This is a genomic window from Treponema succinifaciens DSM 2489, assembly GCF_000195275.1.
GTDB classification, from domain to species: Bacteria; Spirochaetota; Spirochaetia; order Treponematales; family Treponemataceae; genus Treponema_D; species Treponema_D succinifaciens.
On record NC_015386.1, the window covers coordinates 84862 to 107022 of the forward strand.

Genomic DNA, 22161 nt, shown 5'->3' on the forward strand with positions numbered 1-22161 from the left:
TAAAATGTCAAAAAAAGAAGAACTTGAAATCTCAATCTCCAATACAGGAGAGGTTACAATCAATGTAATCGGGGCAAAAGGGAAATCCTGCATTGATATGACAAAAGACCTTGAAGAGAGCCTTGGAATTATAAAAAGTTTTGAGAAAAAAAGTGAATTCTATCAGCAGGAAGAAAACAATACATCAGTTTATACAGGCGGTGCATACTAATGGCAGAATCAATCAGCTTCACATTACCATTTGGCTACGAAAAAGATGGAAAGACATACCGCAATGGGAAAATACATTTGGCAACAACGGGCGATGAGCTTGAAATACAGGATGCGGACGAAGTAGGAATGAACACGCGCTATCGCGATATTCTTCTGATGACCAAAGTTATTGATGAACTTGACGGCTTAAAGCCTATAACTGAGGATATTATCAAAGATTTATATGAACCTGATTTTATTTACCTGCAGTTACTATATCGTCAGTTAAACGGAGAAAACGGATCCTCAATTATAACACACTGTCCTAGCTGCGGAGCAATTTCTGAAATAAAACTTGCGGATTTGTATAAAGATATGAGTATATACAAATAATGATAAGGGTATCTTCATCAGGAATAAAGGCTACTATGTTTCTTAGTAATTTGACCGACAAGCATATTTTACAAGACCGTATATGCTCAAAAAAAATCTCGGAATCGCAAATTGTGAACTGCGTTCTTGATGAGATGGGAATATTCGATAATTCCTGGGAACAGGTAACTGTAAACAACTCGAACATAAATGAAGCTGCATTTCATAACATTTCCTTTTCTGACTGTATGTTTTTCAGATCAAGCCTGATGAATACAAAATTTGATTCCTGTTCTATAAGCTCTACCTCTTATTCTGGAGATACACTTATAAAGGCAAGCTGGAACAAATGTAGCATAAACCATATGACAATTAAGCAAAGCACCATGCAGCGTGCTGTTTTTGCAACCTGCATAGTGCAGAATTCATATTTTTCTGATTTTGAAGGCATTTACGCAACCTTAAAAAATTCTTGTTTTAAAAATTGCAGGTTTGAAAATACCTATGAAGCTGGAATGAACGGCTTTTCTGGAGCAAAATTTGAGAACTGTATTTTCATAAACTGTGTTTTTGAAGGCTACCCATTAAGGGGGGTATGTACAGAATCGTGTGTATTCATAAACTGTACTGGCGAGATAACTGACGATGCAGAATGTATTAACACTTATTCTAATGCTTATTCCATAAACAGGTATTGCTCACCGATGGAAGGTATAGAACTTCTGAAAAAGCAAGAAGCCCAAGAACTGATAAAAAGGAGATTTTAAGATGTCTAAGATTGAACAAATAAGGGCTGCAATCGACAATCTCGATGATACTGTTGCGAAAGATACTCTTGCACTGCTCCTTGCAGAGAAAGAAGGGCATGGAAATGTCGAAAAGGAACTTGCTTCTAGTTCCATCTCAAAGACTGATACAAAATTTGATAATTTTGCCCAAGCAATAGAATTTTTAAAAACAAAATATAAATTTCAGGAGCTTTCGCTATTTTCAACAGAAGCCGATTTAGTATATGTGAATACGGGAGACAGAAAAGTTCTTATTACTGATACAAGTGTGAAGCCGCGTGAATTACCTAAGTCTCCAGAGCAGCAAGATTCAGACAATCCAACTGACCCGGAGAATGCTTTTGAGCCAATAAATAAAAACGGAAGATTCAGTAATCTTGAATTATTATAGGGGATGACATTATGCCAAAGTTAAGAACAGAATTTAGATTTACCTTGCCAAAAGGTTCTGGAATAAAAGTTGATGCCGGGCGGAAAGTTAGCGGAACTATGCGGCTTATAAAGGTAAAGGATCTTGTTGATATAGAGAGGGACGGACAGGTTAAAAGAGGAACAGGCAGTTACTATGTTGTAATGCTGTCCCGGTGTGTAACGCAACAGGGCAAACGCATGTAAAAATTTTTTGTTTTAAATCTCTAAACTACTATTTAAAAAATGCACAAAATGGTAAAATTCCCCTTGGGTGGAATTATGCTTTTAAGAGAAAGTCTGGAAGAAATAGACGATTTTAGAGTAAAAAGGTGCAGGAAGTTTGAACTGGCTGATATTTTCCTGCTGGTTTTGTTCGGGCTGCTAAGCGGCATCAAGGACATTGAGCACATAGCTGAATGGGCGGAGGAAGCGGAAGAGTCCATCAAGGGGCTGGTGAAGTTTGAGTTCGGTCCGCCAAGTGCCGACACAATTCTCCGGGTTTTCAGAAATGTGAACGCAGATAAAATCGAGAAAGTTTTTATAAAGTGGGCTCATGGAATTTACGAGAAAGTAAAAATTGAACCGGACAGAACAATTGTTGCCATCGACGGAAAGACGATGTGCGGCTCAAACAAGGTCACGGGAGCAAAGGGAATTCACATTGTAAGTGCATGGGCAGATGAACTGTCCCTCATTCTTGGGCAGGTAAAGACAGATGAAAAGTCAAATGAAATCACTGCAATTCCTGAGCTTCTGGAACTGATTGATATAAGGGGAATGATAATCACAATCGATGCAATGGGCTGCCAGAAAAAAATCTGCGAGAAAATTAAGGAAAAAAAAGCAGACTATGTTCTTTCTTTGAAAGGAAATCAAAGCACGACACACGAAGCCGTAAAAGACTTTTTCTCTATGGATGAAAAGGAGCTTGCAAAATACGGAGTTATAAAAAGCGAAAAGGAATGTAATCCTGACCATGGACGAATTGAAAACAGGCAGTATTACCTGTGCACGAACCTGTCGTGGCTGGAGAATAAAGATGAGTGGCCGGGACTTAAGGCTGTTGCCATGGCACGGGAAGAACGGACTGTAAATGGAAAAACTTCCACAGACATCAGGTTTTTTCTAACTTCACTTGATAACATTGAACTTGTGAAAAAATCAATTCGCCTACACTGGGGAATTGAAAACCGCCTTCACTGGTGTCTTGATATGACTTTCAATGAGGACTACAAAAGGCACCGAAAGGATCATAGTCCGGAAAACATGACAGTTATGCGCCGTCTTGCATTAAATATCTTACGCCAAGCAGAAAAACCGGAGAATAAAAAACAGGACAGTTTAAGCAAGCGCACGATCTGGTTTCGGGAAAACCGCCAGTTCCGCCAAACGGTTTTAAGGCTCCTTTAAAATTTCACACTTTCTGTAATTTTATCAGAAAGTGTTTTTACATGCGTTTGCCCTGTGTAACGCAACTTGGGGCATTGACATCAATAAACAGAAACACCATCGAAAAACTTGAGCCTGTAGATTTTGCTTTTCTTGTAGACTTTATGAATGAAATAAATCATCAGGTAATCAAAAGAATGTCGTTGGAATGTAAGGCTTGTGGATATAAATATGAAGGAATCATTTCACAACTGGGGGAAGCATAAGCCGCCCGCGGGCAGGGATATTCCGTGAGGCGGCAGATATAGCATACAACTTCAAATGGTCAAAAACTGACATTATGGGCATGACAAAAAGAGAAAGATTTGAATGGCTTTCACAAATTAACAGAATTCATGAAGAGGAGAAACGGCAGCGCTTTGTAGATTCAGAGAATGAGATTCAAAGAATCTTACAGGCAAAAGATGAAAATTCAATGAAAGAAATTTGATGTCAGAAATCTAATCCTGCCATAGGGGGCTAAAATGCTGAAAGAATTGTCATGGTATATAGAAACGAACCGATTCACGAACATAGTCGAAGAAATAGAAGAAAAGGCAGCCGCATACAGCGAAGCCCTTAAAACGGACTCAGAGAACAAGGAAGAACTCCGTGACGACCTGCGAACCTTGTGCCAATGGCATATGGAAAAATCAGGATACAAGACGGAAAGCGTTCCATACATAAACATCGATCTGGAATTCTTTGACGGACATGACATAAACAGAGCCGCCCTCAGCACTTTTGAAAAAGAAATAATCAAAGCCCATATGTATCAGAAGCACCTGTGGGAATTCATGGGTACCACGGGAAGCATGACCGTCATATCAAAGACGGCAATGAGGCAAGACGGTTTTGTCTATGAGAGCTATCTTCCCCTGGAATACAAGAAAACGCACAATGCGAAAAGTCCCATCTCCAATATTTTGGAAGAAAACCCGGACGCAGTTCCAATTTACATATACCCGGACGGAAGCGTGTCAGGCGAATACAACCCGGAAAAATCAAAATTCCGGCTTGACGCACTTAGGGACAAGTCGGGATTTGACTGGACAAGGAAAGGCTGGGATCCGAACTACGAGGTGCACAAAGAGGGCTGGCACGGTGAATACGATGAGACCAGCACGTGGACTATGGTGCGGGAAGGAAAGGGGGAATATGAAAAAACGAGCTATACAGGGGCAAGGTTCGAGAAACTTCCTGAAATTGAAATACTGAAGGACGGCGACAGAGCAATCCTGTACGATCCGAACTATTCCCTAATCTCGACATTCGAGAGAATCTTTCTCCTTACTGATGGCAACATCTACGGAGTCGAACAGGAAGATGCAGAAAAAACCGTCTCCCTCATAAAAGAGGCGATGGACGAGATGGGCATAAAATCGATAAAGGCCGTATGCGGCGGAGATATAAGACCCGATGCAAAAAGACTGAACCCCCAGCTTCTTATGGAGAAATCCGTCTCGGAAGCTGCCCCCGCCAAAAAAACTGCCATCCCTTCACGGCAAAGAAAAGGACAGAAAATCACAAACGAAAGGATTCTGTCATTCTATAAGAAACTGTTCGGTGAAGCGCTTGAAAGCAACGCTGAGGTAGCAAGCTACAAAGAGTACAGAAAGACAAAGAAAGAACTGGCAGAAAAAGCCGAAAGTAAAAGAACCGAGGAGTCTGGAAGAAGCCTCTCAGAAAAAATCGCAATCGTAAAGGCGAGCGGGACAGAGGGGAAAGAACTCATACGGGCAATCCAGACAGAGAAAACGAAGATACCCCTTTCCGTATTCAATCCGGCGGACAAAAAAGAGGGCGGGCTTACGGACGAAGAATTCAATATCATTCAGAACTATGCCGTACCTGAACACAAAAAAGAACTGTTCAGCCGAGCCATTCTGAACCTGCTTGTGGAGCGAGAAACGATTAAAACAAGCGGAAAAGAGGTTCTCGAGCTATTCGACACTGTATATGCCGATGTGGTGCAGGGCAAGAAGTCCGACGAGGCAATCAGCGTGGAAACGACATTCTCCGAGCTGTGCAGCAACCCTGATAAATCGCTGGGCGCAGAGCCTGTAGATAGTACCGTCATGGAAAAGCTCACGGAAGCGAAAAGAAACCTTCCCGAACAGAAGACACAGGAGCTGCAGAAAAAGGTAGATGCTGCGGTGGACAACATAATCCGGAATTTCTCGGCAGTGCGCATGAGCACAGGAATGACACCGGAAGAGGCGGTAAAACTTGCCGCAAAAACAGTCGGGGGCAAAGACTCCGCCGTCTTCGTGCCGCCGGCAAGCGGAATCGTCTACCAGACACCGGCTATGAACGCCCCGTTCAATGCCCGGAACGGAGGCGACAAAAGGATTTTCAGCGACATAAGAATAGCGGACTTGATTGAGAAATCTAAGAACCTTCCGCCTCCGACAAAAGAAATTGAGGTTGAGCGGCTCATTGCGGAGAGCAGACAGAGCGCGACCGTGAAAGGGCAGCCCTCTGGAGAAAGAGAAACCGAAACTGGCAATGCTCACGCAGAAGAAATTAGGACGTATAAACCATACAAGGAAACAGGCACGGCACAAGAAACATACGAGGCGTTTCCGAACCTGTTCAGCAAAGAGGAGCGTGAGGCCTGGTATAAAACCGAAAGCTTCAGGAAAACAGGTCTTTCCGTTTCCGATGTCGAAAATCTTGTACAATCGGAAGAAGAAAAAATACAGGGATTAAAACCATCTACTGATAAAAATGTCGTTACATTCTCAAAGAAAAGGGAACTGGACAGAAAGCTGGGCTATGCCGCCGAAAGCACGGAGCGGAGCAGAAACGCCCTGCTCGCAAGAATCGAGCCTGTCACGCACTCCCTGAATGCGGAGGAAACGGCAAAGAGGCTTGAGAAAACCGAGAATACAAGGGCTGCCTACACCAAAGAGGACGACGGGCTTTTAAAAGAACGCAATGCTGTGGCAGGGAACCTAAAGGTCGCCGAAATAAACGCGAACGGAAGGCTTTCGCGGGAACTGGCAGGGGCTGTAACCCAAGCTGATTTTGCAAGCGAACGAAACCGTATCATATTCGGAGAAGATGTACAACAGAATGTTCCAGCCAAAAAAGGAGACGGCAAGCCTCTCAACACACTGGCAAACCCGAAAGCTGAGAAAGCAGAGAATTCCCCGACTCCTTATCAGAGTGCAAGGCAACAGGCTCAGAGTCAGTTTTTAACGGAAACCACCGAAGAGATAGCGGAGTCAAATGTCTCAAAGTATACGAAAGGTGGGCAGATTTTCCCTACCGATTACAATTCAGGAACAGAATCCCATGTTTCTGTACAGGAGAAGCACGGCACAGGCACAATACATAACGCAGAAATTGTGACCGGTGACATTCCTGCAGGAAGCGATGCGGGCATCATAGGTGAAAGCCAATTTTACAAAAAAAGCACACCTTCCCTGTCTGTCAGAACAGAAGCCGTCCACCATACCGATACTTCCGTACAGGGCGGAGAAGGGGAAATTACCGGCATAAACACAAGGCAAAATTCATCAGAGAATCATTTGAGGGCATCTAGCCAGACAAAGCCAATGCCGACACCCGAAGAGCAGGAAAGAGAAAGGATGGCAAGAATCAATGCGAACTATGAGCATGACAAGGCCGTTCTCGCAAAGGCCGACCCGCTGTTCGCAAGAAACCAGTTCTGGGATGTCGGTCATGCAGAGGGAAGCGGGGAAGATGGTTATTTTGATAAACAACAACTTAATAAAATCAAGGGTATGGCATTAGAATTTGAAATAAGAAAAAGTGGAGACTCACTACAGTGATTGAATATACACGCGAAGAAGCCATAGATTTGGCAAATTCATTGATAAAAAAACTATCTTCCAAAATTGAAACTCTTAACGATATGAATATCAATGATTGCGATAACTTAGAAATATCTATATATCTTCAACAGAATGGCAAAGAATTTATTTCGCTTATTGAGAAAAATGATATAAAGAAAGAGCTTGCTGAATATAATAACCAAGCAATCGCTATGGTACTCAGCAAGATACTTCCATCAGCAATAGAATTAGGATTGGAGAAGAATTTATCAAAAGACTTTTGTATTGTTGATACACCATATAGTACAAATGATTTTGATAGAGCCAAAGAAGGAGAACCTGAGAATCCAAAAGCTGTATGGACAATGCAAAATTCAGACTGGGGAGATAAATGGCGATATGTTTCTGAAGAAAGAATCAAAGAATTAAACAACCAGCTTTCAGAAGCTTTAAAAGAACTCGGTTATTCTGATGAGAAAATTTTAATTTTTCTTGAAACTGAAAATTCGATTAGTAGTTCTATGAGTGCATTGACATATTCATTAAATCAGTTAGTATCGGAAAAAGAAAAAATAAATAAGAAAAACGAAGATTTGCGATTTAATGAAATAAAAAAAATCGAAAAAGAAATGAATGAAATCCATAGTGATGAAGCTGTAAGTGAGCAGGACAGAAAAGAGTTGTTAAAGAGAAAAAGTGCTTTACATATGTATAAATCAATACAATTAGACAAATATAAAAAAGAGAATAAGAAAACTATAGAAGACTTAAAGGTAAAAATAAAGAATATAAAAGACAATCTTCTATATCATAAGGTTTATAACTCTGGTTGTAAAATTATTTCAACAGCAAAAGTATTCTCAGCAATGTATGACGATGATTCGATAACTCCAAATGATGTAATGCAGTATGTTGACAAGAACGGTCTGCTCGATGATGAAAGCCTGAAGTCAAAATACACAGATTATAAAGTTACGACAGTACAAGAAAAAGACATTGCGAATTATGTTTTCCCCGAAAACTGTTATATCATAGGACACGCTCGAATCGGAGGTGGTTACGGAGAACATTTTGTCGTAATAAAAAACATTACTAGTACTGTAAAAAATGGAAATGTCTTTATAGAATATGAGAAATCGAATTCAAGTAATAATGATAGAGACAGAAATTATACAAGCGAAGAACCAGGAAATGATTCAACAAAAGCAAAGATATTCGAACTTCGAGTATTTGAGAGAATAAAAGAATGAAGAAAAAATTAGTCATTATGGTATTAGCCTTATTATGTGCAACAAAAATATGCAGTTTTGAATATAAATTGGAAGATATTCTGTTAACATATATGGCTTTTATCGAACATTCAAATCTATTTATAAACAGAGGAATCCTCTTTTTGAATCCTAATCAGAATTCGCGCATTCATTATGCAGAATACGAATTTGATTCTGGTGGTAATAAAATCCTTAAAGTTTTTGATTCAGAAATGGATTTTGAAAAAAATGAATCTTATGACTCTGTTTATTATAAAAATAATAGAATTAGTGGGGTCAGATGTGGTCATAACCGATGGAATTTCAAAATAGAAAACGGCAATCTGATAATAAAAGAAAATGAATGGAGACCCCTGTCTTACGAAATGCATTATGTATCAGAGAATGAGCTGCGTTGCTATGGCAAGAAAATTACGAAAAACGGGAATGAGTTCACGGTAGATGATTACGAGCCTTATAAATTCATATTTAATGATGATTCAATTGAAGTCATAAAACTTAGTAAAGCTGGAGATGAACTCTATAAGTACATATATGACAATCACGGAATCTTATTAAAGGAGTTTGATTGCCATAACTATGACAGCGAACGACTGGTATGGAGCACCAACGGCGTAAACGGATTCATAACAGAGGTTCATGAGTCTGATATATATGGCATTGTTAAAAATGATGATTATTTCCGTCGCATAGACAAAGACGGCTATCTTGTTTACCAAAACGACGATTACAGCGAAAACAATCACTATGGCTACAGAGAGCTTATCATTTTGCCGTGTGATGAGGAGGATAACATCCTTGCAACTGTAGATGATGTTGCGATTCCATATCCAGAAAAGAAAAAAGACTTAGAAGAAAATGAGGCTACGGAAATTCCTGAATTAAATCACACCATACAAGGTGAAAAACCTGTTGCAAATGTAGAAAACGAACCAAAAGTATTTTCTTATAAAGGAGTACTACTCTGCTTTATTTTCTCTATGACTGTTATTGTCGTTATTTTAATTATTTCTAAGAGGAATAAAAATGCTAAAAAGTAAAGATAACCTTTCAGATTTAGTCGAAAAAATATGCACATTTTTAGATGGTCTGAATAAAGCTATTGAAATAAATAACTCCGAAACTACTCTAACTAAAAGGGTAAAATTTTTGCAACACAGGTCAGCAAGTATAAGGAACTCTTCGGAAAATAATCGTATAATTCCTTTGGAATCAGTAACAAAGTCTAAGTTTGAATTGGAAAGGGATACGGAGCTCGGAAATGTAAAAATTATATATGGTCACGGTTCAGACGAAATGCTAAGAAGCAACGGTCTAGTTGCATTTGCACTCGCCAATAAAATTTACATTCAAACTCATAAATATAAACCCGAAACAGAAGAGGGAAGAGCATTACTTGCACATGAATTGACACATGTGCAGCAATATTCAGAAAAAAGGATTAATAATCAGAATTCTAAAGATGAACTTGAAAAAGAGGCAGAACTAACTGAAAAAGCCGTTTATTATAATCCTGATACATTGGAAGAATTAAGAATTGGTAATAGAAAAATAAAAATACGTAATTCTCAAAAGAAACGGCTTATTCAGGAAATTGAGAATGAATATATGGATTGGCTTGAAGGGCAGGAAAGGGAATTAAATAGTCAAGAATATTTAAAACTATTAATCGATGTAAAGGAAAGAATGGATAGGGGTGAAATGGTATGGCAACAGCCTTAATCCAGCATTTATGGATTGATGCTGCGGTGGACAACATAATCCGGAATTTCTCCGCCGTGCGCATGAGCACAGGAATGACACCGGAAGACGCGGTAAAACTTGCCGCAAAAACAGTCGGGGGCAAAGACTCCGCCGTCTTCGTGCCGCCGGCAAGCGGAATCGTCTACCAGACACCGGCTATGAACGCCCCGTTCAATGCCCGGAACGGAGGCGACAAAAGGATTTTCAGCGACATAAGAATAGCGGACTTGATTGATAAATCAAAGAACCTTCCGCCTCCGACAAAAGAAATTGAGGTTGAGCGGCTCATTGCGGAGAGCAGACAGAGCAAAAACGCGAGAGGAATGCCCTCTGGAGAAAAAGAAACCGAAACTGGCAATATTCACGCTGAGGCAAACAGGGCAGATAAACCATACAAGAAAACAGGCACGGCACAAGAAACATACGAGTCGTTTCCGAACCTGTTCAGCAAAGAGGAGCGTGAGGCCTGGTATAAAACCGAAAGCTTCAGGAAAACGGGCCTTTCCGTTTCCGATGTCGAAAATCTTGTACAATCGGAAGAAGAAAAAATATAGGGATTAAAACCATCTACTGATAAAAATGTCGTTACATTCTCAAAGAAAAGGGAACTGGACAGAAAGCTGGGCTATGCCGCCGAAAGCACGGAGCGGAGCAGAAACGCCCTGCTCGCAAGAATCGAGCCTGTCACGCACTCCCTGAATGCGGAGGAAACGGCAAAGAGGCTTGAGGAAACCGAGAATACAAGGACAGCCTACACCAAAGAGGACGACGGGCTTTTAAAAGAACGCAATGCTGTGGCAGGGAACCTAAAGGTCGCCGAAATAAACGCGAACGGAAGGCTTTCGCGGGAACTGGCAGGGGCTGTAACCCAAACTGATTTTACAAGCGAACGAAACCGTATCATATTCGGAGAAGATGTACAACAGAATGTTCCAGCCAAAAAAGGAGACGGCAAGCCTCTCAACACACTGGCAAACCCGAAAGCTGAGAAAGCAGAGAATTCCCCGACTCATTATCAGAGTGCAAGGCAACAGGCTCAGAGTCAGATTCTGGCGGACGCTCTCGATGCGGCCGCAGATTCAGGAATTTCAAGGCATACGGAAAACGGCAGCGGCGTAGGGCGTAACGCAGAAATCAAAGGCGGCGACAGGTTTACAGAATTCAGTATTGGAATCGACGGCGAAACTCCGTTTTATGGGGAAAGCGCCGTCTCAAAGACAGAGCGCGTAGAAGCGGCTCGAAAGCCGGACTTTGGAAACGGCAACGAAGAAACTCATTCATCTGTTCCTGCAGGAGAGACGGCTTTTCCGCCCGGCACAAGAAGCCATGCCGAAAGCGTACATTCCCCTGCGGAACACACTGGAAACAGGAGTACATTCAGCGGAAACAAATCCTCTTATTCTGCCGCAGCAGACGGAGCACGCAATAATACCTTCAAGGAAAGCGGAACTCCTCACGCTGCCCCGACAAGCAACGAAAGCAGGGCTGCGTACACTGTTCAGCCAACCGGTGAAGACTGGAATGCCGCAGCGGAAACCGGGGCATCATATACTTCCGTACATAGCAGGGAGGACGGCAGTTCCGCCAAAAAAACAGGACAAAATCCATCACAGCCTCGCGGAGATATATCTGGTCAGACAAAGCAAATGCTTACTCCCGAACAGGAAGAGGCCGCAAGGCTTGAGAGGATGAACGCGAACTACGAGCATGACAAGGCAGTTCTCGCAAAGGCTGACCCTATGTTCGCAAGAAACCAGTTCTGGGACGTGGGACACGCAGAGGGAAGTGGGGAAGTAACGGACAGAGAGTTGGCGAAATTGGCTCAAATCAAAATAGAAGAGAAAAAGAATCGCCTGTTAGACGGAGGACATTTTAATGAGTACTAAAAGATTGATTCCTCTCGAACAGGATAAGCATATAAAGAAAATTGTTGATATTTATAATTTTGCCATAAAGAAGATAAGAGAAAATCCTCAGTTACTGGAAGTGAAAACAGACCAGACCAAGAAAAGTGGCAAAAGGAAACAAGAAGATTCCGGAAATGTGGAATATGTACTGCCAGCCGCAATGGTCATGCGGAACTATCTGCATGATAGGGAATTTCCTTTGGAAAGTGTCATGCTTTCGGCAACGGAAACAAAGCATAACGAAGACATCGGGAAAGTAAAAATTCACATCGGTGCTTATGCAGATGAATATGCCCGCTCTATGCACGCAATGGCGTTCACTATAGGAAGCACGATTTTCTTCAGGAACGGTTCCTACAAGCCGGAGAGCGAGGAAGGACGCGCACTTCTTGCCCATGAAATGAAGCATATATCGCAGAACAAAGAATACATGACTGCCGACAACCGTACGAAAGAGGAGCTTGAAGCGGAGGCTGTTCAGGCGGAAGAAATCGAACGGTATAATCCCGATCCGTATGTCTGTGAGGTCATAAACGGTAAATCTTACCGGATGAGGAAATCCCAGAAGGCGAAACTAGACTATCTTGTTGAGAAAGGGCTTGAAGAGTGGGTTGAGGGGGAGGAGAATGCAATGAGTGACAGGGATTACCTTAAGCTCCTGCTGAATTACAAGGATTATCTGGAGGGAAGATTATGAGCCTTAATCTTGATGGAAGGGAAAACAAGATAAAACTCATCTCCGATACGATGACGGGATTTTATTCTGTTATGCGTAACCTTCAGGAAGATTATGCCACCTATCATCAAAATTACTCAGAGGAAGCCCTCGCACTTCTCAGCAGGTCAGACGATTTCATTGAATCCGTGGAAGCCGTGCGAAGCCTCGACAGTCTTAGCAGAATAGATGACGATGGTATAAACGAGCTGTTTTTGCTCAGCCAGCAAATCGCAGAGCTGTATCATTTGAAAAACATCAGTTGCAGTAATCCAGTCGAAAACATCTCTATTTCTGCTGCCGTCTGGAAAATATATTTAAACGAAAAAAATGAAATAGCAAATGTAGAGTATGGAAGTGACAAAACAAAGGCTCAGGTAATCCATTCAGATGGTACTACAAGTTCTATAATTGATATGACTGGAACTGATTACGAAGGAAAAGGTTTTGCAAAGAAATTATTAACTGCCGCAAAATTAATGCTTTCAGAGCAGGCAGATTTTGACCTTCAAAATAAAATGTTAGATTCCGGTTTAATATATATAAGTGAAGAGCAAGCAAAATTTATAAACATTGAAAAAGGGTGGATAAGAAAGCAGGATTACTATAATTTAATGACTCCAAAAGATTTCTTAGATTTAAATGATTATAAAGATGTTACGGTAAATGCCGTTTATGATGATGATAAAGGTGAATTAGTCTTTACATATACGGTAGGTGGAAAAACGGAAAATCTTTTTGTGATAAAGGCTAGTAATAATCAGAAAGAGAGAGAGTATCCGACAGATGGAGGTACTCTTACATCTTCTCCCATATACACGATGCCAAATAATAAATCAGAACCAGTAGTTCCCTATAAGCCTGGAAAATTCCCTAAAGGAACTTGGCTTATAGAATCTTTTGAGGAAAGTTTTACCGAAGGTTATGGACCTTATAAGATAAGAACAAATGCAATTAGATATGTTGTAGGTTATAAACAAAAATATGATGAAAATAAGATTTTAATTGGCTGGGAAGAAATAAAAAATGAGAAAGGTGAAAATGTGCTATATGAAGATGGTCATTTATTAATACATGGTGGTACAGGAAGAATAATCAATAAATTAACAAATATTGAAAAATTGGATGCTAGAAAAGGAGAAAATGATTATAAAGGAACTACTCATGGTTGTATCAGAATTAGTAATTTAGATGTTTATTTAATTGTTGAAATCTTGAGAAACTATTTAAAATCTAAAGGCAATATCGAATTGGAGGTAAAATAAGATGAAACGAATTATATCCGGCTGTATTATTTCTATATTAGTTTTTTCTGCATTTTGCATGGATACTACCATATTGCGAGAAAAAACTGTGAATAATCTTATTGTAGAGAATGAGTTGTCAAAAGAGCAAACTATAGTTATAGATTTTGATGACAAAGGCTTTTTATGTTCCCTAGACTCTGAAAATCTTAAAATTCATGTTGACACTAATAAAAATATTTATGATTTGTATTTCCAAAATTCAATGGAATCATGGCATCAACAAATGGTACATGAAAAAAATTGCTGGAAATGGTTCAATAACAAAGGATTGATATGTAATATTTATTACTCTGAAGAAAAAAAGACTGTAACTTCAGACAGCAAAAACTACACTATAAATATCAAATATGAAAATAAAAGAATTAATATAAATTTAGGTTCTGGAAGAAAATGTATTTTTGATATGTCAAAGCCGATACCAGTTTTTATAACAGATAGGGATATAACTTCAATCTCAGAGATAAATAATGAATACATTTTCACGGATTATTTTGATAATATTGTTACAGAGTTTTCAATAAAAAATACTCCTGCTTTTATGGGATTTTCTAATGTTGCGTTTTTAATCCCAGTTCTATTTCATATAGATTACTACTTTTATCCATTCATAACAGGAATTATTAATATTTCTGGAACACAAAAGTATTACGCTACATCGTATTTAATTGAAGGCAAAACAACCTACGAACCCGAACACCTTAAACAAAAAGACGGTCTCCCTTGGGCAAGCGGAAACGGAAAAGGTATAGGAGATGTCATTTCTATAAAAGAATTTAAGCATAAAAATCCAAGTGAACTGGTTATTATGAACGGCTATCAAGACAAAAATCATCCCGACTACTATGATAAAAACAGCCGTGTAAAGAGCGTAAAAATTACAAACTCAAAGACAAAAAAATCCAAGACTATAATAGTCAAGGACTCAAAAGAAGAACAGCGTTTTTCTCTAATAGAACTTGGAACAGGCAACGAATATGAATTCGAAATCATGGATGTATATACCGGCATAAAATATGATGATTTGTGCATACAATACTTGGCTGTTGAATAACGCTCTTGCCAATCAACTTCCCGAACAGAAGACACAGGAGCTGCAGAAAAAGGTAGATGCTGCGGTGGACAACATAATCCGGAATTTCTCGGCAGTGCGCATGAGCACAGGAATGACACCGGAAGAGGCGGTAAAACTTGCCGCAAAAACAGTCGGGGGCAAAGACTCCGCCGTCTTCGTGCCGCCGGCAAGCGGAATCGTCTACCAGACACCGGCTATGAACGCCCCGTTCAATGCCCGGAACGGAGGCGACAAAAGGATTTTCAGCGACATAAGAATAGCGGACTTGATTGAGAAATCAAAGAACCTTGCTCCGCCGACAAAAGAAATTGAGGTTGAGCGGCTCATTGCGGAGAGCAGACAGAGCGCGACCGTGAAAGGGCAGCCCTCTGGAGAAAGAGAAACCGAAACTGGCAATGCTCACGCAGAAGAAATTAGGACGTATAAACCATACAAGGAAACAGGCACGGCACAAGAAACATACGAGGCGTTTCCGAACCTGTTCAGCAAAGAGGAGCGTGAAGCATGGTATAAAACCGAAAGCTTCAGGAAAACGGGTCTTTCCGTTTCCGATGTCGAAAATCTTGTACAATCGGAAGAAGAAAAAATACAGGGATTAAAACCATCAAATGATAAAAATGTCGTTATTTTCTCAAAGAAAAGGGAACTGGACAGAAAGCTGGGCTATGCCGCCGAAAGCACGGAGCGGAGCAGAAACGCCCTGCTCGCAAGAATCGAGCCTGTCACGCACTCCCTGAATGCGGAGGAAACGGCAAAGAGGCTTGAGGAAACCGAGAATACAAGGGCTGCCTACACCAAAGAGGACGACGGGCTTTTAAAAGAACGCAATGCTGTGGCAGGGAACCTAAAGGTCGCCGAAATAAACGCGAACGGAAGGCTTTCGCGGGAACTGGCAGGGGCTGTAACCCAAGCTGATTTTGCAAGGGAGCGAAACCGTATCATATTCGGAGAAGATGTACAACAGAATATTCCAGCCAAAAAAGGAGACGGCAAGCCTCTCAACACACTGGCAAACCCGAAAGCTGAGAAAACAGAGAATTCACCGACTCCTTATCAGAGTGCAAGGCAACAGGCTCAGAGTCAGTTTTTAACGGAAACCACTGAAGCGATAACTGCATCAAATGTCTCAAAGTATACGAAAGGTGGGCAGATTTTCCCTACCGATTACAATTCAGGAACAGAATCCCATGTTTCTGTACAGGAGAAGCACGGCACAGGCACAAGACATAACGCAGAAATTGCAGCCGGTGACATTCCTGCAGGAAGCGATGCGGGCATCATAGGTGAAAGCCAATTTTACAAAGAAAGCACACCTTCCCTGTCTGTCAGAACAGAAGCCGTCCACCATACCGAAGATATGCGTTTTAATGCAGCAGACAGTATGGCTAGAAAATCATTCATCGGAAACGAACCCGCTTATTCTACCGCCGCAAACAATGCAAGCAATGATACTTTCACCGAAAAAACTACACAGAATGCTCTGGCAAGCAGCGAGAACTGGAATGAAGCATCGAAAATCGGGTCATCGCATTCTTCCGTGTATGGCATAGAAGGGAACGATACAGGCATAAACACAAACCAAAATTCATCAAAGAATCATGTGAGAGTATCTGGTCAAACAAAGCAAATGCTTACTCCCGAACAGGAAGAGGCCGCAAGGCTTGAAAGGATGAACGCGAATTACGAGCATGACAGGGCGGTGCTTGCCAAGACAGACCCGCTGTTCGCAAGGAACCAGTTCTGGGACGTGGGGCATGCAGAGGGAAGCGGGGAAGAGAGCGACAGGGAAAAAATTAAGCGAGACACAAGACGCGTTGAAAGACTGATAGATTCCCAGCTTAAAGATAATGGGGGAATTTAATAATGGCGGATTTTAATACGGACAGACAAGTTACATTCCAAGAGCTTGTAGACAGCGGACAATATGAGGCAGGATTGATAGATGAAATAGTCAGGAATGCTGTAGAATTAGCGGAAAAACTGCAATGCAATCCATTGACGAAAAAAAATACTGCCACTCCGAAGAAAGAAGCCGAGTTTGCCGAGTATCAGAACGAGGAACCATTCGCAATCAGAAGCTGGAGATATGACCGCGAGCATCAGCTTGACCGCGTAATCGTCAACGGGTTCAACAAAAAAAATGACACAGACCTCGAAAGCGTAAAAATAATTTACGGGCCGGGTGCAAACGAATATACAAGGAGCCGTCATGCATTGGCTCTTGTAGTCGCAGACAGAATCTATTTCAGGAACGGAGCGTACAAGCCCGAGACGGAAGAAGGAAGGAAACTCCTTGCACATGAACTCACTCATATTGCCCAGAACAGAAAGAAACAGGAACTGCGCAACACGACAAGAAAAGAACTTGAGGAAGAGGCCGAGCAGAACGAGGAACAGGCAGTTTATAATCCAGACCCGAATGTGACGATAAAATATCGCGGGAAATATGTGACCATGAGGGAAAGCCAGCTGAAAAAATTCGCAAATAGGATAGCCAAATCTATTCTGGAAGAAGTAGAGGGAATGGAAAAATCCATGACGGACGAAGAGTATTTGAAGTACCTCATTGACTTTACGGAAAAGGTGAACAGCGGGGAAGAGAAATGGCTCAACTAAGACGAAAAGAAGCAGAACGGCTCATAAAGAAAATACTCACCGAATACGCGAGGAAAATAAGGAGCGCGAAAAAAAGGGAATATGCGGAGGACATCCAACAGCAGCTCTTTAATCCTAAGATAGATGCTTTCTATAAACTCGCCAAGTCCGAGGACATGGACTTCTACATATTCAACAGGCTGAACGACGAGGGAATAAGACAGCTCCTTGTAGGATGCAGGAGACTTGCAAAGTGCTACGAGCTTGATTCCTACGGCAAGATAAAGGACTTCACTTATGAGCCGGAAACATCGAAGTGCCGCATAGCGTCTGACTCTGACGGAAAATACTCTGCGGGCGGCTCATACACATTTACAGTTGAAGGAAAGGCAGAACTTGGGAATAAATGGTACGAGCCGCATTCGATCGCATGGCATTTCTACAGGGAGAATCCCGGCACGGGGAAATACGAGGAAACCGCCTCTAAAATGGACGAAGCCCGCGCGCTCGCCGACTTTGACACATGGGACAGGAGCTTTCTGGTCTCCGAGAAAGGCAGGTACAAGGTAACGGCTACAATATTCAATCAGGCAATTACCACAGGAATACGGCCTGATATTGTGGAAGTATGCGAGCTGTATTTTGAGGCGGAAGAAAGAAATATTGCAGCCCTCAGTTGCTCCGATAAAATCAGAATAGCTATGGAATACTCTAATGTAATCGATGAGATAAGAGAGGAAATCGGAGACATAAATATTCTTGTTACTCAAATGGTTATTGTGTCAAGTTTTCTAATCGGATTAGCTCTAACAGGCTACGGAGCTGTTGCGGAAGCTCTAGGATTTGTATTACTTGCTGCAGGGGCTGCAATGTCAGGAACACAGCTGCTTGCGGGTGTAATTGAGCTTGTAAAGTTCTTCACAACGGTAGACGACGCAAAGACAGAAGATGATTTGAAAGTCTGCGGAAAGATTTTCGGAGATGCCGTAGCAAAAATCGGCGTAGATGGACTGTTTTTCTTTCTGTCGATGTTCGGACTAAAGAAAGCATCTGCAAGACTGACGACAAGGACTGTAATTGACAACGGACTTAACTCAAAGAAATGGGCTGGGAAGCAGATTGAGGAGAAAGAATTAAATCTTGAAGTAAAAAATAATTATTCTTGGAAAGTTGGGTATGAAGCAGACAAAAACTATTTAGGAAATGGAAAAATTGGAGATTTTTCAAATTTACAAGGAAAATCTATAGAGGAAGTCCTAACAAGGATTCCCAAAAACGCTACCCGCCGTGAGCTTATTCCAGAAGCAGGGAAAGTTACAGAAGGCTTTGAATACAAATGGATTACTAATGGCAAAACATACCGTGCACGAATCCATGGTATTGATGGGTCTGCACCGAAAGGTAGTAATGCCTCTAAAGGCTGGGTTTTAAGAATTCAAGAGGGAAAAAAATATCTCGACCCAATAACATTAGAATATCAACGCCCAGGTATTACAAATATTGACAGTCCATATTATAATGAAGAACTTGCTAATAGAACCCACATACCTATAAAAACTCCTAGGAACTAGAAGAAAATGAATGACAAATGTAACAAATATGAATATTTAAGTGATAAACTTGAATATGGAAATATATCAACAGAAGAAGCTGTTTCTATATGTAATGATATTATAGAAGAAAGCAATTCGGAAAATGATTTCACTGTACTTGAATCAATGTTTCATGCAATCTTTACAGCCGTAACAAACAGAAATATAGGAAATAGAATAAATACAGATATTATTGCAAAAAATCTTGAAAAATATAATGAAGAAATTCTTGATTATATAATTACGATTCTAGCTTATTCTGGAAATGAACAATATCAGAACACAATAAAACAGATAGGTTCCAAATATAAAAACTTGGATATTGAAGATGCTTTAATGGAGTTATCTGCTAGAATGGAAAAGTAAATTGGCGAATAATTAAAGGTGTGTTGGATAATGGGCTAAAATTTAGAGGCTTCCTAGATGATAAGGGAGAAATAACTAATTTTTTCCCATTAAAATAGATAATTGAAGCGAGGTAGTTTTATGAATGATATTGAAATAAAAATTCTCTTTTTTATAAACGTCAAGTAACGCTTACAAAAAAAGTATGGTGAAGATTTATTCAAACAATCTGATTCAAAACTTTCCAAAAGTAAAATTAATAGATTTGTTTCAATATCCAAATCTAACTGTTTTACTTTATGTAAGAACTTGAATATCTATGTAACAGAAAGATTTGATTTGGCAGTATTAAGAAAACAAACAACCGATGCTGACAAAAAATTAGGTTCTTTAAAACGGCTAGAATTATTATTAAGTCAAAAAGATAGCAATGCACATAATATAATATCTCCACTTTTTATTATATATGATATGAGAATAATTGACTCGCATGATGTTAATGAAGATAATTCAGTTTTCGATAAATTAGGTATAAAACTAACTGGAAATGAAGAGAATTATGTTGTAATAGGAGCAACTATAATTTTCTTACTCGCAAGATGTTTACATGAATTAGCACAAATACTAGATAAAGATTAATTAATATAAGGTAAATCAAAATGGAAGAAGAAAAAAAAATCATATTAAATCTTTTATTAGATAAACTTTTCGATGAATATAAGGCAGAAAATGCAAGAAAAGATACTCTTGAATCCAAGGCATTAGGTTTTTATACAATTATTGGAATTATTCTTGCAGATGTAATTGCCCTGCAAATTGCATTCAAAAAAATTAAAATAGAAATATTAAATAATATTAATATTTTTATTTTAATTTTATTAGGAATTATTTACACCATATTTATCATTAACAATTTTATTTTATATAAACCAAAGAAAAGACAAAATTTCAGTTTATCTGGTGAAAATTGGAATATATACTTAAAGATTGGAGAAGAAAGCACTTCAAATACGAATCCAAATAATAAGTTAGATGAGTTTATAAAAAGTTTTAAAGATAATATAACTGGGATAATAAATGATAATAAACAAAAAAATGATATCTTAGTAAAAAAAATAAAAGCTCAAAGTTTACTTTGTTTTTTATCAGGAATATTATTATTAATAAATATCATAATATTTATAATTGCATTTTTGTATGGAGATTGAATAATGGCAGAAAAAGATTTATTAAAAAGAATTAAGCTAAGCCCTTTGTCCAGACATTTTGTCTGAAAAATAACGAATTTTATGCAGCCATCTTGTTGATGATTGCCGAAGGAAAACTTCCTTCCCTGTATACTTCGTCAGGAGTCTTGTAATCCAAGCCCTGATGAATTCTTTCATTGTTGAAGAACCTCACGAATTCTCCAAGCAGTTTTCGGAGTTCTTCTTCGGATCTGTAATCCCGGAGAAAAATCCATTCATATTTCAAAGTACGCCAGGTTCGCTCTACAAAGATGTTGTCCTTGCATCTTCCGATTCCGTCCATGCTGATTTCAACATTGTAGGATTTCAGAAGCCCGATGAACTCTCCGCTGGTATACTGGGAACCGCAGTCCGTGTTGAATACTGCCGGAACCCCGTATTTCTCAAAGGCTTCCCTCACGCATTCCAGGCAGAAATCTGTCCTCATGCTGTCCGAGAGCCGCCAGCTCAGAATCTTCCGGCTGTACAAATCAATCACGGCCGTAAAATACATCATGCCCCATGGAGTCTTGATGTAAGTGATGTCTGTCGCCATTACCTGGTTCGGGAACGCGATGAACTTGTTCCGCAAGAGGTACGGGAACTTTCCGTATGGCGCTTTTCCGCTTCTTGTGGTCTTGAAGACAGGCTTCTGGCCTTTGATTCCAAGTTCCTTGTACAGGTTGCGGATAAACTTTTCTCCAGCCCAGTCGTACCCGAGTCTTTTCAGATGCTTTGACATCTTTTTGTAACCATAGGTACTGTGAGTTGACCACTCATTGATTACAATTTTTGCACGATTGAGCCTTGTTTTGTTTTCCCCAGCCTTCTTTTTCTGTCGTTCTGCTTCAAATCTGCGGCGCTCATAGTAAGTTGCCCGTGGAAGTTTCAGTATCCGGCACTGTTCAAGTACAGACAGCCCGACTCCATTTTTGTCATGCATATCTTTTTGAACAAGCTGCCATGATGCTAGTCCAGATGAAGCTTTTTTTTTAGCAAGTCAACCTCGAGCTGTTTCTTTCCTAATGAGGCGAGCATTTCATCCTGCTTTGCCCGTAGCCTTTCATTCTCTTCACGGAGGGCTTTCTGTTCGTCTGTCTCAAGTTTTCCTTCCAGAAACTGCTCCATCCATTCAGACAGTGTGCTTGGTGCAATGCTGTACTTTGCAGCGACCTCCGCCTCTTTAGCTCTCTTTTTAAGAGCCTCTTTTGCGACTTCGAGTTTGAACTTGTCTGAAAAATCCTTTCTTTTTCTTCCCATGAATTTGTCCTACCTTGACCTTAGCACAAATTCGTTGTTTTTTCTCCTCCGTGTCTAAATCTGAGGCTTATTATAAAATACGAATGTTGTAAAGGTTAATGTAAAAAAAACATATAAAAGAACTCATAAGCCAG

At 40.2% G+C, this 22161-nt stretch carries 25 protein-coding genes; 23 read left to right on the plus strand and 2 right to left on the minus strand.

From position 1 onward, the window contains the following. The first annotated feature begins 4 nt into the window (after positions 1-4). The 23 genes from TRESU_RS13525 (at position 5) to TRESU_RS13630 (ending at position 20749) form a co-directional block, all read left to right on the plus strand. The gene (locus tag TRESU_RS13525; RefSeq protein WP_013702756.1) at positions 5-211 is read left to right on the plus strand and encodes a DUF2997 domain-containing protein; all 207 of its coding nucleotides are present in this window, start codon (positions 5-7) and stop codon (positions 209-211) included. Beyond that, complete coding sequence (locus tag TRESU_RS13530) at positions 211-585, plus strand: hypothetical protein (RefSeq protein WP_013702757.1); 375 nt, start codon at positions 211-213, stop codon at positions 583-585. Before TRESU_RS13525 ends, TRESU_RS13530 begins: the two co-directional genes overlap by 1 nt. 35 nt (positions 586-620) lie before the next feature. Continuing rightward, positions 621-1331: a pentapeptide repeat-containing protein gene (locus TRESU_RS13535; RefSeq protein WP_041612510.1), complete on the plus strand. Its 711-nt coding sequence runs from the start codon at positions 621-623 to the stop codon at positions 1329-1331. 1 nt (position 1332) lies between these two features. After that, a complete protein-coding gene (locus tag TRESU_RS13540; RefSeq protein ID WP_013702759.1) occupies positions 1333-1743 on the plus strand; it encodes a hypothetical protein in 411 nt (136 codons plus the stop codon). A gap of 11 nt (positions 1744-1754) precedes the next feature. Then, positions 1755-1967, plus strand: coding sequence for a hypothetical protein (locus TRESU_RS13545; RefSeq protein ID WP_052299639.1), 213 nt, complete (start codon positions 1755-1757; stop codon positions 1965-1967). A 48-nt stretch (positions 1968-2015) separates the two neighbouring features. Then, complete coding sequence (locus TRESU_RS13550; protein WP_245535656.1) at positions 2016-3173, plus strand: ISAs1 family transposase; 1158 nt, start codon at positions 2016-2018, stop codon at positions 3171-3173. 41 nt (positions 3174-3214) lie between these two features. Next, on the plus strand, positions 3215-3418 hold the full coding sequence (locus tag TRESU_RS15250) for a hypothetical protein (protein ID WP_052299642.1): 204 nt from the start codon (positions 3215-3217) through the stop codon (positions 3416-3418). 80 nt (positions 3419-3498) lie between these two features. Continuing rightward, positions 3499-3642, plus strand: coding sequence for a hypothetical protein (locus tag TRESU_RS15255; RefSeq protein ID WP_169309782.1), 144 nt, complete (start codon positions 3499-3501; stop codon positions 3640-3642). A 34-nt stretch (positions 3643-3676) separates the two neighbouring features. Then, entirely contained in the window at positions 3677-6991 is a 3315-nt protein-coding gene (locus tag TRESU_RS15720; RefSeq protein ID WP_013702761.1) for a hypothetical protein, read from the plus strand. Further along, positions 6988-8244 (plus strand): hypothetical protein, encoded by a 1257-nt coding sequence (locus tag TRESU_RS13565; protein ID WP_013702762.1) that lies wholly within the window; start codon positions 6988-6990, stop codon positions 8242-8244. Before TRESU_RS15720 ends, TRESU_RS13565 begins: the two co-directional genes overlap by 4 nt. Then, positions 8241-9305, plus strand: coding sequence for a hypothetical protein (locus tag TRESU_RS13570; RefSeq protein ID WP_013702763.1), 1065 nt, complete (start codon positions 8241-8243; stop codon positions 9303-9305). The genes TRESU_RS13565 and TRESU_RS13570 overlap by 4 nt, the downstream gene beginning before the upstream one ends. Then, positions 9292-9987, plus strand: coding sequence for an eCIS core domain-containing protein (locus TRESU_RS13575; protein WP_013702764.1), 696 nt, complete (start codon positions 9292-9294; stop codon positions 9985-9987). Before TRESU_RS13570 ends, TRESU_RS13575 begins: the two co-directional genes overlap by 14 nt. Beyond that, positions 9972-10562 (plus strand): hypothetical protein, encoded by a 591-nt coding sequence (locus TRESU_RS15725; protein ID WP_013702765.1) that lies wholly within the window; start codon positions 9972-9974, stop codon positions 10560-10562. Before TRESU_RS13575 ends, TRESU_RS15725 begins: the two co-directional genes overlap by 16 nt. 240 nt (positions 10563-10802) lie before the next feature. Further along, on the plus strand, positions 10803-11894 hold the full coding sequence (locus TRESU_RS15730; protein ID WP_013702766.1) for a hypothetical protein: 1092 nt from the start codon (positions 10803-10805) through the stop codon (positions 11892-11894). After that, on the plus strand, positions 11884-12612 hold the full coding sequence (locus tag TRESU_RS13590) for an eCIS core domain-containing protein (RefSeq protein WP_013702767.1): 729 nt from the start codon (positions 11884-11886) through the stop codon (positions 12610-12612). The genes TRESU_RS15730 and TRESU_RS13590 overlap by 11 nt, the downstream gene beginning before the upstream one ends. Further along, positions 12609-13895 carry a hypothetical protein gene (locus TRESU_RS13595; protein ID WP_013702768.1) on the plus strand — a complete coding sequence of 429 codons (1287 nt, stop codon included), beginning with the start codon at positions 12609-12611 and terminating at the stop codon, positions 13893-13895. The genes TRESU_RS13590 and TRESU_RS13595 overlap by 4 nt, the downstream gene beginning before the upstream one ends. Position 13896: 1 nt before the next feature. Further along, the gene (locus tag TRESU_RS13600) at positions 13897-14988 is read left to right on the plus strand and encodes an NADase-type glycan-binding domain-containing protein (RefSeq protein ID WP_013702769.1); all 1092 of its coding nucleotides are present in this window, start codon (positions 13897-13899) and stop codon (positions 14986-14988) included. After that, positions 14954-16870: a hypothetical protein gene (locus TRESU_RS15735; RefSeq protein ID WP_245535742.1), complete on the plus strand. Its 1917-nt coding sequence runs from the start codon at positions 14954-14956 to the stop codon at positions 16868-16870. The genes TRESU_RS13600 and TRESU_RS15735 overlap by 35 nt, the downstream gene beginning before the upstream one ends. 2 nt (positions 16871-16872) lie before the next feature. After that, positions 16873-17625: an eCIS core domain-containing protein gene (locus TRESU_RS13610; protein WP_013702771.1), complete on the plus strand. Its 753-nt coding sequence runs from the start codon at positions 16873-16875 to the stop codon at positions 17623-17625. After that, a complete protein-coding gene (locus TRESU_RS13615; protein WP_013702772.1) occupies positions 17613-19175 on the plus strand; it encodes a polymorphic toxin type 30 domain-containing protein in 1563 nt (520 codons plus the stop codon). Before TRESU_RS13610 ends, TRESU_RS13615 begins: the two co-directional genes overlap by 13 nt. Positions 19176-19181: 6 nt before the next feature. Then, positions 19182-19562 carry a hypothetical protein gene (locus tag TRESU_RS13620; RefSeq protein WP_013702773.1) on the plus strand — a complete coding sequence of 127 codons (381 nt, stop codon included), beginning with the start codon at positions 19182-19184 and terminating at the stop codon, positions 19560-19562. A 318-nt stretch (positions 19563-19880) separates the two neighbouring features. After that, positions 19881-20180 (plus strand): hypothetical protein, encoded by a 300-nt coding sequence (locus TRESU_RS13625; protein WP_041612511.1) that lies wholly within the window; start codon positions 19881-19883, stop codon positions 20178-20180. Between the two features lie 20 nt (positions 20181-20200). Beyond that, the gene (locus TRESU_RS13630; protein ID WP_013702775.1) at positions 20201-20749 is read left to right on the plus strand and encodes a hypothetical protein; all 549 of its coding nucleotides are present in this window, start codon (positions 20201-20203) and stop codon (positions 20747-20749) included. Between the two features lie 79 nt (positions 20750-20828). Here TRESU_RS13630 and TRESU_RS13635 read toward each other — a convergent pair whose 3' ends face one another. Both TRESU_RS13635 and TRESU_RS15740 read right to left on the minus strand, forming a co-directional pair. Beyond that, a complete protein-coding gene (locus TRESU_RS13635; protein ID WP_013702715.1) occupies positions 20829-21710 on the minus strand; it encodes an IS3 family transposase in 882 nt (293 codons plus the stop codon). Positions 21711-21736: 26 nt separating this feature from the next. After that, positions 21737-22027, minus strand: coding sequence for a transposase (locus TRESU_RS15740; protein WP_013702691.1), 291 nt, complete (start codon positions 22025-22027; stop codon positions 21737-21739). Positions 22028-22161 lie beyond the last annotated feature (134 nt).

What these genes read in the sequence shown, in the direction of transcription:
- TRESU_RS13570 (WP_013702763.1), top strand. Translation starts at nt 8,241, where the DNA reads ATGAAGAAAAAATTAGTCATTATGGTATTAGCCTTATTATGTGCAACA.
- TRESU_RS13615 (WP_013702772.1), top strand. Translation starts at nt 17,613, where the DNA reads ATGGCTCAACTAAGACGAAAAGAAGCAGAACGGCTCATAAAGAAAATA.
- TRESU_RS15250 (WP_052299642.1), top strand. Translation starts at nt 3,215, where the DNA reads ATGCGTTTGCCCTGTGTAACGCAACTTGGGGCATTGACATCAATAAAC.
- TRESU_RS13600 (WP_013702769.1), top strand. Translation starts at nt 13,897, where the DNA reads ATGAAACGAATTATATCCGGCTGTATTATTTCTATATTAGTTTTTTCT.
- TRESU_RS15725 (WP_013702765.1), top strand. Translation starts at nt 9,972, where the DNA reads ATGGCAACAGCCTTAATCCAGCATTTATGGATTGATGCTGCGGTGGAC.
- TRESU_RS15735 (WP_245535742.1), top strand. Translation starts at nt 14,954, where the DNA reads ATGATTTGTGCATACAATACTTGGCTGTTGAATAACGCTCTTGCCAAT.
- TRESU_RS13550 (WP_245535656.1), top strand. Translation starts at nt 2,016, where the DNA reads ATGGTAAAATTCCCCTTGGGTGGAATTATGCTTTTAAGAGAAAGTCTG.
- TRESU_RS13525 (WP_013702756.1), top strand. Translation starts at nt 5, where the DNA reads ATGTCAAAAAAAGAAGAACTTGAAATCTCAATCTCCAATACAGGAGAG.
- TRESU_RS13530 (WP_013702757.1), top strand. Translation starts at nt 211, where the DNA reads ATGGCAGAATCAATCAGCTTCACATTACCATTTGGCTACGAAAAAGAT.
- TRESU_RS15720 (WP_013702761.1), top strand. Translation starts at nt 3,677, where the DNA reads ATGCTGAAAGAATTGTCATGGTATATAGAAACGAACCGATTCACGAAC.
- TRESU_RS15740 (WP_013702691.1), bottom strand. Translation starts at nt 22,027, where the DNA reads ATGGGAAGAAAAAGAAAGGATTTTTCAGACAAGTTCAAACTCGAAGTC.
- TRESU_RS13630 (WP_013702775.1), top strand. Translation starts at nt 20,201, where the DNA reads ATGGAAGAAGAAAAAAAAATCATATTAAATCTTTTATTAGATAAACTT.
- TRESU_RS13620 (WP_013702773.1), top strand. Translation starts at nt 19,182, where the DNA reads ATGAATGACAAATGTAACAAATATGAATATTTAAGTGATAAACTTGAA.
- TRESU_RS13540 (WP_013702759.1), top strand. Translation starts at nt 1,333, where the DNA reads ATGTCTAAGATTGAACAAATAAGGGCTGCAATCGACAATCTCGATGAT.
- TRESU_RS15255 (WP_169309782.1), top strand. Translation starts at nt 3,499, where the DNA reads ATGACAAAAAGAGAAAGATTTGAATGGCTTTCACAAATTAACAGAATT.
- TRESU_RS13575 (WP_013702764.1), top strand. Translation starts at nt 9,292, where the DNA reads ATGCTAAAAAGTAAAGATAACCTTTCAGATTTAGTCGAAAAAATATGC.
- TRESU_RS13545 (WP_052299639.1), top strand. Translation starts at nt 1,755, where the DNA reads ATGCCAAAGTTAAGAACAGAATTTAGATTTACCTTGCCAAAAGGTTCT.
- TRESU_RS13610 (WP_013702771.1), top strand. Translation starts at nt 16,873, where the DNA reads ATGGCGGATTTTAATACGGACAGACAAGTTACATTCCAAGAGCTTGTA.
- TRESU_RS13590 (WP_013702767.1), top strand. Translation starts at nt 11,884, where the DNA reads ATGAGTACTAAAAGATTGATTCCTCTCGAACAGGATAAGCATATAAAG.
- TRESU_RS13595 (WP_013702768.1), top strand. Translation starts at nt 12,609, where the DNA reads ATGAGCCTTAATCTTGATGGAAGGGAAAACAAGATAAAACTCATCTCC.
- TRESU_RS13635 (WP_013702715.1), bottom strand. Translation starts at nt 21,710, where the DNA reads ATGCATGACAAAAATGGAGTCGGGCTGTCTGTACTTGAACAGTGCCGG.
- TRESU_RS13535 (WP_041612510.1), top strand. Translation starts at nt 621, where the DNA reads ATGTTTCTTAGTAATTTGACCGACAAGCATATTTTACAAGACCGTATA.